The following is a 6662-nucleotide window of genomic DNA, read 5'->3' as shown; positions in this document are numbered from 1 at the left end:
TTAAATAAATCTTATAAAACTATCAATTTACTCTTGACTTTTTATTTGCAGGCTTATTTGGCAGTTACTAGGTATGTGAACGCAAAACTCTAACTGCTTTTCAGAGCTTCTAAGCTAACATACTATGACACGAAACACGCTACACACCTAAGTTCTTCTAAGTGTGTACATTACAGTTATACAAGTGATACGGAACCGCCTTCGATTCGGCATCCTGCCTCAGCTCAGGCTGGCTCGACATCCATGCCTCACCTTCCTAGGTGGTCGGTGTACACACTAAGAAGTACTATAGCTGTTTCGCTATTGTTTCTAAGTCATAGTACGTTAGCTTAGAAGCAGTTTGACATATTGAGAGTTTTGCTTACTACGTTGTTGATACAAGCACAAATTAAAAACTCCTTAATTAAACAATCACTAAATTAGTTACTGTAATAATGACTAAATAGCTATTTACTGTAACAAAATACTACTTAAATCCTCAATCAACCCAATTGCTCCTTCATATCCAACATCACATCGGTTAATAATAACCTTGCTATAGGCAGGATAAGAGATTGTGTAGTGATAGGCCCCAAGGTGTGTAGAAGCATCTTCTTCTAAACTACTACCTAATACGAGCTCAGGATTTATCTCTTCAATGATTTGGTTAATTTCTCTTGTATCTTTCTTATAGTAGATTTCATTAGCAAGTGAATTTAGAAATGTACTTGGTTTCTGCATTGTTTCTTCTCCTATAAAATCGGTTATAATAATCGCTTGGATTTCCATTCCAAGATAGGTTGACAAAAAGTCAGCGTAGCGAATGGTTGTGCTTTCATCTCCAACTATGACTACATTTTTTTGAAAATCATAATCATAGTAATACTCTGCAATTTGTTCTAATGCGTAATGAAATCTCTCTTGTTCTTTATGTAGGAATTCCTTTGCTATGTCTGTATCAATATTCAATTCTGTTGCTACACTCTTGACGAGCAGTTCTGTAGCCTCAGGTCCTATTCCTAGATTCTCAATTACTATATAAGGGGTATTGTATAGACTTTCAAGTTTCTTTGCAGCTTCTAGTCCCCACTTAGAAACTACAATATTCAAGCTTGCGTTACTAATCTTTCTCCAATTTTCGATGGATTGTTTATAGCCAAATAATTTATTAACTCCGATACCTAGTGATTGTAATACCCGTTTTGTTTCATTAAGATTTCCTTGCCAGTAGATATCCTGTACTGGAATTATTCCAAGTATATTAACGCTGTTTGGATTCTTCACTGTCTCATCTTCTTTATCTTCTTCCTCTCCATTTACAGTAGCAATGTTATCATATACGCTAGGTAACTTTTCTATTAAAGTACCTACTATTCCTTCATACCCAATGTATTGATCCCCTTTAAATCCAGGTGCTTTATAATTAATAGCCTTTTCTCCTTGGTCTACTATCTCCTGCGTCATGGATATGCTATCGTCTCCGACCATCTCAGACTCACAACCAGACAAAGTAATATACAAATCACCTTTCATTACCTTTACTGTATTCTTAATCTGTTCACGTAATCTTGATGTTCCTCCGAAGATAACTTGCTTCTCATAAACATTGGAACTTGGTATCTCATATCCTTGAATATAAGCTGCCGAGGCTACTCCCACCTTTTTAGCAATATCATGTTGCAATCCACATCCTGGTGTAGTGTGTAATATAGGTATAACTCCTTGAATCTGTGTTACGGTTTGTATTGCACCATGCAGATTACAACCATACCGACTTCTCTCAATTCCCTTTGACACCTTACTTCACCTCCTGTTTGATATACCAATTGGTGCTTTTCTTCGTCCACGAATCCGAATACAGTTTCTCACTATCATTACTAATATGCCTTGTATAAGACACACTTCGTTTGGCACGATGGAAGCATTCGATAAAGTTCTTAATTCCTTGATAGAAAAAGATATTCTTATTGCCAATAGGAATCGGTATTAGCCCTTGCTTTACAACAAACCCTCCCTTAGCCTGTTCTGATATATAATATGTCACCTTATTCTTTGCAAATATATTAGGTAATTCAAATAACTGGCTATCTCCTACCTGGACATAAATCTCTTTCTTCCAGGATCTTAAGTTCTCCTTGTTGCCCTCATCAACAAAAGGTATTGTAATTCCAACCACCTCACCACCAAGCTCTTCTACTAGTTCAACTGTACTTGCTGCTAGACTAGCAGGTAAATCAATATATACTCGCTCTCCTTTTAGTGGTTGCTTTGCTATATAGCTTTGTACTTTCTTCTCCTCTTCCTGAATAAATGCCTCAACTTGTTCTCGAATTCCAAGATGTTTTCCTAATTTATTAAACCACTTACTAATTGCTTTAGTTCCAATAGGTGCTTGCGCTTTAATTGATGGAATACCTCTATCCTCTAAACCTTGTAAAAGCACTTCCGCTTCTTCATTGTTCAATGCTATGGAGGCAACACTTTTATTCGCAGTCTGAATCTCATCAATTGTTGCATATCTTGGAATTATATTTGCTCCTAGTTCTAATTTATCAAATACATGGTGCAATTCTTTTTTTGTTTGATGGTTTAAAGAAGTACTGATGATATTGATCTGAATATTCTCTTGTGCAGTTACTTTTTGTTGCACCTTATGATATTGTTCCTCTACTATATTTTGCTGAGTGATTGTATCTTCCTGATTAGCTATATCTTTCTGCTTAGTTTCATTTTGTGGATTGGATATTAAATACTTCCCAATCCCATGAAGCACAATATCACTACCATTAATACCCGCCTTCGACTTGAATCCATCGGTGTTTATTAATATAATTGGAATCTCTAACTCCTCTTGCAATTCTAAGATTATAGAAGTCATATCATCGTTATTAATAGCCACAACACTGGTTCCTACCACGAATATCGCTCCCGGTTTATGATCATGATACGCTTGCTCTACAACCGTTCTTAATTTCTCATCGCCGCCCATTATCGTATCTCGTTCATTCAAATTAGTCGAATACCATGAAAACGAGTTATTTTCAGTTTCTTTCGTACTTAATTGTCTGTTGTTTCTATATTGGTAACCAATCATTGCAGCACAACAACCAATCGCTCCATGGACAACCACTACAATATCCTTAATCGTACTTAAAAGATCTAGTGCTACAGTCACCTCATCTGAAGTAGTTTGGGAGAAGGTTCGAATTCTTTGTCTGATATCTGTAACATCAAGATCTTCTCGTAACTTTTCCGTGGGACCATAGTAAGCTGTTATTGTAGAATTTCGCTTTTCTCTTGCTATTAATTTTCGTTCTTCTAATACTCCCATAGTCTCCTCCTTCCTAGATGGATTCTAATCCACTAATCACCCCTGTCTCAAGATCATAGATCTTATCTCCCCATTCTCTTGCCCAATCCTTAAGTTCCGTTACACCAAGTGGATTTGGTACAACTAAATCTTCACTTTCTGCAATATAGGTTGCTAGGTTACGATAGATCTGAGCATGTGGATCTTCTGGATGCGCCTCTATAACAGTCTTTCCAAATAATTCACTTTGCGATACAACCAAAGAACGTGGGACATACCCAACTGCTTTTGTTCCTGTCTTACGGGTAAAATCATCGATTATAGACTTTGAATATCCGGCAGATAAACCATTTCCAATTACTCCACCAAGTTTTGCCCCGCCTGAAGGGGCGTATTTATTGATGGCTTTAAAAAGATTATTGGCCGCATAAATTGCCATAAAGTCGGAGGAACTTACAACATATGCGCGATCTGTAATACCATCACGAATTGGAACGGCAAATCCACCACATACGACATCTCCAAGGACGTCGTATAATACATAATCAGGCTTGAATTCTTCAAATAGATTCAATTCTTGTAATAAACTAACTGCTGCATTAATTCCTCTTCCCGCACAGCCAACCCCAGGCACTGGCCCACCGGATTCAATACATAGAACACCTTTAAAACCAACTATGGATATATCATCGAGATGTATCTTCTTGCCTTCTCTTAAACTATCAAGTACTGTAGGCAAATAGTTATTGCCTCGTAATGTATTAGTGGAATCGCTCTTAGGGTCACACCCTATCTGAATTACCTTATATCCAGCCTCTGCTAAAGCGGCACTTATATTGGAAGTAGTGGTGGACTTTCCTATACCACCTTTCCCATAAATAGCTATATGCTTACCTATCTTCTCACTCATAAGAACCTCCTATAATCCCCTTTATGTCGTCCACCTTGTTTAACTTCTCCCAAGGTAGTTCTATATCAGTTCTTCCAAAATGTCCGTATGCAGCTGTTTGCTTATAAATTGGTCTTCGTAAATCCAATGCATTAATAATTGCGTCTGGTCTTAAGTCAAAGACTTTCTCAATCGCATGAACAATCTCCTCATCGGAATATTTACCAGTACCGAAGGTATCCACAGCAATGGAAACAGGTTTAGCTACTCCGATTGCATATGCTAACTCGATCTCTACCCTGTCTGCAATCCCTGCTGCAACGATATTCTTAGCAACCCATCTTGCTGCATATGCTGCAGAGCGGTCAACCTTAGTTGGGTCCTTACCAGAGAATGCACCACCGCCATGTCTACCAGTACCTCCATAGGTATCTACAATAATCTTCCTTCCCGTTAATCCAGCATCCCCTTGTGGTCCGCCAATTACAAATCGTCCAGTAGGATTAATAAAATATTTCGTATTCTCGTCAAGTAGATTAAGCGGCAGCACTTCTTGGATTACATAACTGAGAACATCTTGCTTAATCTGTTCTAAAGTCACATCTTCGCTATGTTGTGTTGAGATAACAATTGTATCAATTCTTTCCACTTTACCTTCCTCATCAAACTCCACTGTAACTTGTGATTTTCCGTCTGGTCTTAGATAAGGTAAGATTCCTTGTTTTCTAACTTCTGTTAATCTTCTAGTCAACCTATGCGCATATGATATAGCCGGTGGCAGATACTCTGGTGTTTCATTGGTCGCATAACCGAATATAATACCTTGATCACCTGCTCCTGTTCCGAAGTCTTCCTTTTCTCCTTCTTGTTTTGATTCGTATGCCTTATCAACACCAAGTGCAATGTCCGCGGATTGTTCATCAATTGACGTAAGTACAGCGATCGAATCCGCATCAAATCCTCCTGCATTCTTTGTGTATCCAATATCTCGTATTGTTTTTCTAACTACTTTGGCTATATCCACATACGCATCCGTTGTAATCTCACCAACTACTAACGCTAAACCTGTCGCAACTGTTGTTTCTGCTGCTACTCTTGAATATGGATCCTGTTCTAATAATGCATCTAAAATTGCATCTGATATTTGATCTGCAATCTTATCTGGATGCCCCTCTGTTACTGATTCCGATGTAAATAATTTTCCCATAATTAATCCTCCATTCCATATGTTTAAATTCAAAATATGTTTTGTTAACTTCAAATAAATATTAGAAACTCAAAAAGAGGCTTCAAACGGCATAACGCCATATGAAACCTCTAGTTATCTAGTCAGTTAAATATTATTTATTTATTCATTTCAATCGGACTTTCTCATTCTTCTCGATTTGAATGATCTTTCCATCCTGTACTATTACAGTCACTGAACCGTATTGAATCGTTTCAAGGAATTCCCTTATTTTATTCATATCTGTATCGGTAATATTATTTTTTTTGTGTGAACTCATACCCCGCCTCCTTATATCAATACGTTTTCATAAATTATATTGTATATTCAACTGTTTCTTCGCTTTCTTCAAAGAAATGATCTAAGATTTTTCTCTTATAATAGCTAAATTCAGCACTTCCTCTGTTTTTAGCTACTGACGATTCAATAGTCAATATAGATTTAATCTCACCTGGTCTTGCTGACATTACAATAATTCTTCTTCCTAGATATATCGCCTCATCAATATCATGCGTAACCATAATCATTGTTGTCTTCTCTTCTTTTTGAATCCGCAAGATTTCTTTTTGCATCTGTATTCTTGTTAATGCATCTAATGCACCAAATGGTTCATCTAGAAGTAGTATACTGGGATTTGCTACGAGTCCTCTTGCTATGGCTGCTCGTTGTGACATACCACCTGAGAGCTGACTTGGATAAGCATTCTCAAATCCACCAAGTCCCACCAGTCCGATGTGCTTTTGAATTAACTCTTCTCTTTTTTTCTTATCTAGATTCTTAATGCCAAACCCAATGTTATCTTTAATTTTTAGCCAAGGCAATAATCGATGTTCTTGGAATACCATACCACAATCTATGTCCGGTTGAACTACCTTCTTTCCATTTCGTATAACTTCACCTTCCTCATAGTCCACCAAGCCTGCAATAATTTTTAACAAGGTACTCTTACCACAACCACTATGACCAACTATGGTTACAAACTCGCCCTCTTCCACCGTGAGATTAATATCCTTTAGGATTTGAACTTCTTGCTTATTAACGATAAATTTCTTATTCAAACTATTTATCTGTAATATCTCCTTAGCCATTCGCCTTTCCTCCATTCCTACTCTCCCATGGAGTTAATGCTTTGAACAATAGAGTTAGCCCCTTATCCATAATGATTCCAACCAAGCCTATAACTAACATACAGACGATAACGATATCTGATCGCATTAAACTTCTTGCATCGCTAATACGCTATCCAATTCCTGAAGTAG

General features: G+C 37.3%; 6 protein-coding genes. All 6 read right to left on the bottom strand.

Annotation, left to right across the window (positions count from 1 at the left end; all coding sequences use genetic code 11):
- Positions 1 to 450: 450 nt before the first annotated feature.
- Positions 451 to 1776: a nitrogenase component 1 gene (locus ACW2QF_RS16410; RefSeq protein WP_455717090.1), complete on the bottom strand. Its 1326-nt coding sequence runs from the start codon at positions 1774 to 1776 to the stop codon at positions 451 to 453.
- 1 nt (position 1777) lies between these two features.
- Complete coding sequence (locus tag ACW2QF_RS16405) at positions 1778 to 3310, bottom strand: nitrogenase component 1 (RefSeq protein ID WP_455717089.1); 1533 nt, start codon at positions 3308 to 3310, stop codon at positions 1778 to 1780.
- 13 nt (positions 3311 to 3323) lie between these two features.
- Positions 3324 to 4199 (bottom strand): nucleotide-binding protein, encoded by an 876-nt coding sequence (locus ACW2QF_RS16400; protein WP_455717088.1) that lies wholly within the window; start codon positions 4197 to 4199, stop codon positions 3324 to 3326.
- A complete protein-coding gene (metK, locus tag ACW2QF_RS16395) occupies positions 4192 to 5385 on the bottom strand; it encodes a methionine adenosyltransferase (protein ID WP_455717087.1) in 1194 nt (397 codons plus the stop codon). The genes ACW2QF_RS16400 and metK overlap by 8 nt, the downstream gene beginning before the upstream one ends.
- A 145-nt stretch (positions 5386 to 5530) precedes the next feature.
- Complete coding sequence (locus ACW2QF_RS16390) at positions 5531 to 5683, bottom strand: YezD family protein (RefSeq protein WP_455717086.1); 153 nt, start codon at positions 5681 to 5683, stop codon at positions 5531 to 5533.
- 34 nt (positions 5684 to 5717) lie between these two features.
- On the bottom strand, positions 5718 to 6491 hold the full coding sequence (locus ACW2QF_RS16385) for an ABC transporter ATP-binding protein (RefSeq protein ID WP_455717085.1): 774 nt from the start codon (positions 6489 to 6491) through the stop codon (positions 5718 to 5720).
- Positions 6492 to 6662: the final 171 nt, after the last annotated feature.

Source organism: Anaerosporobacter sp. (assembly GCF_965301125.1).
Note: the sequence above shows the minus strand (reverse complement) of the source record. Positions and strands in the feature narration are given on the sequence as shown.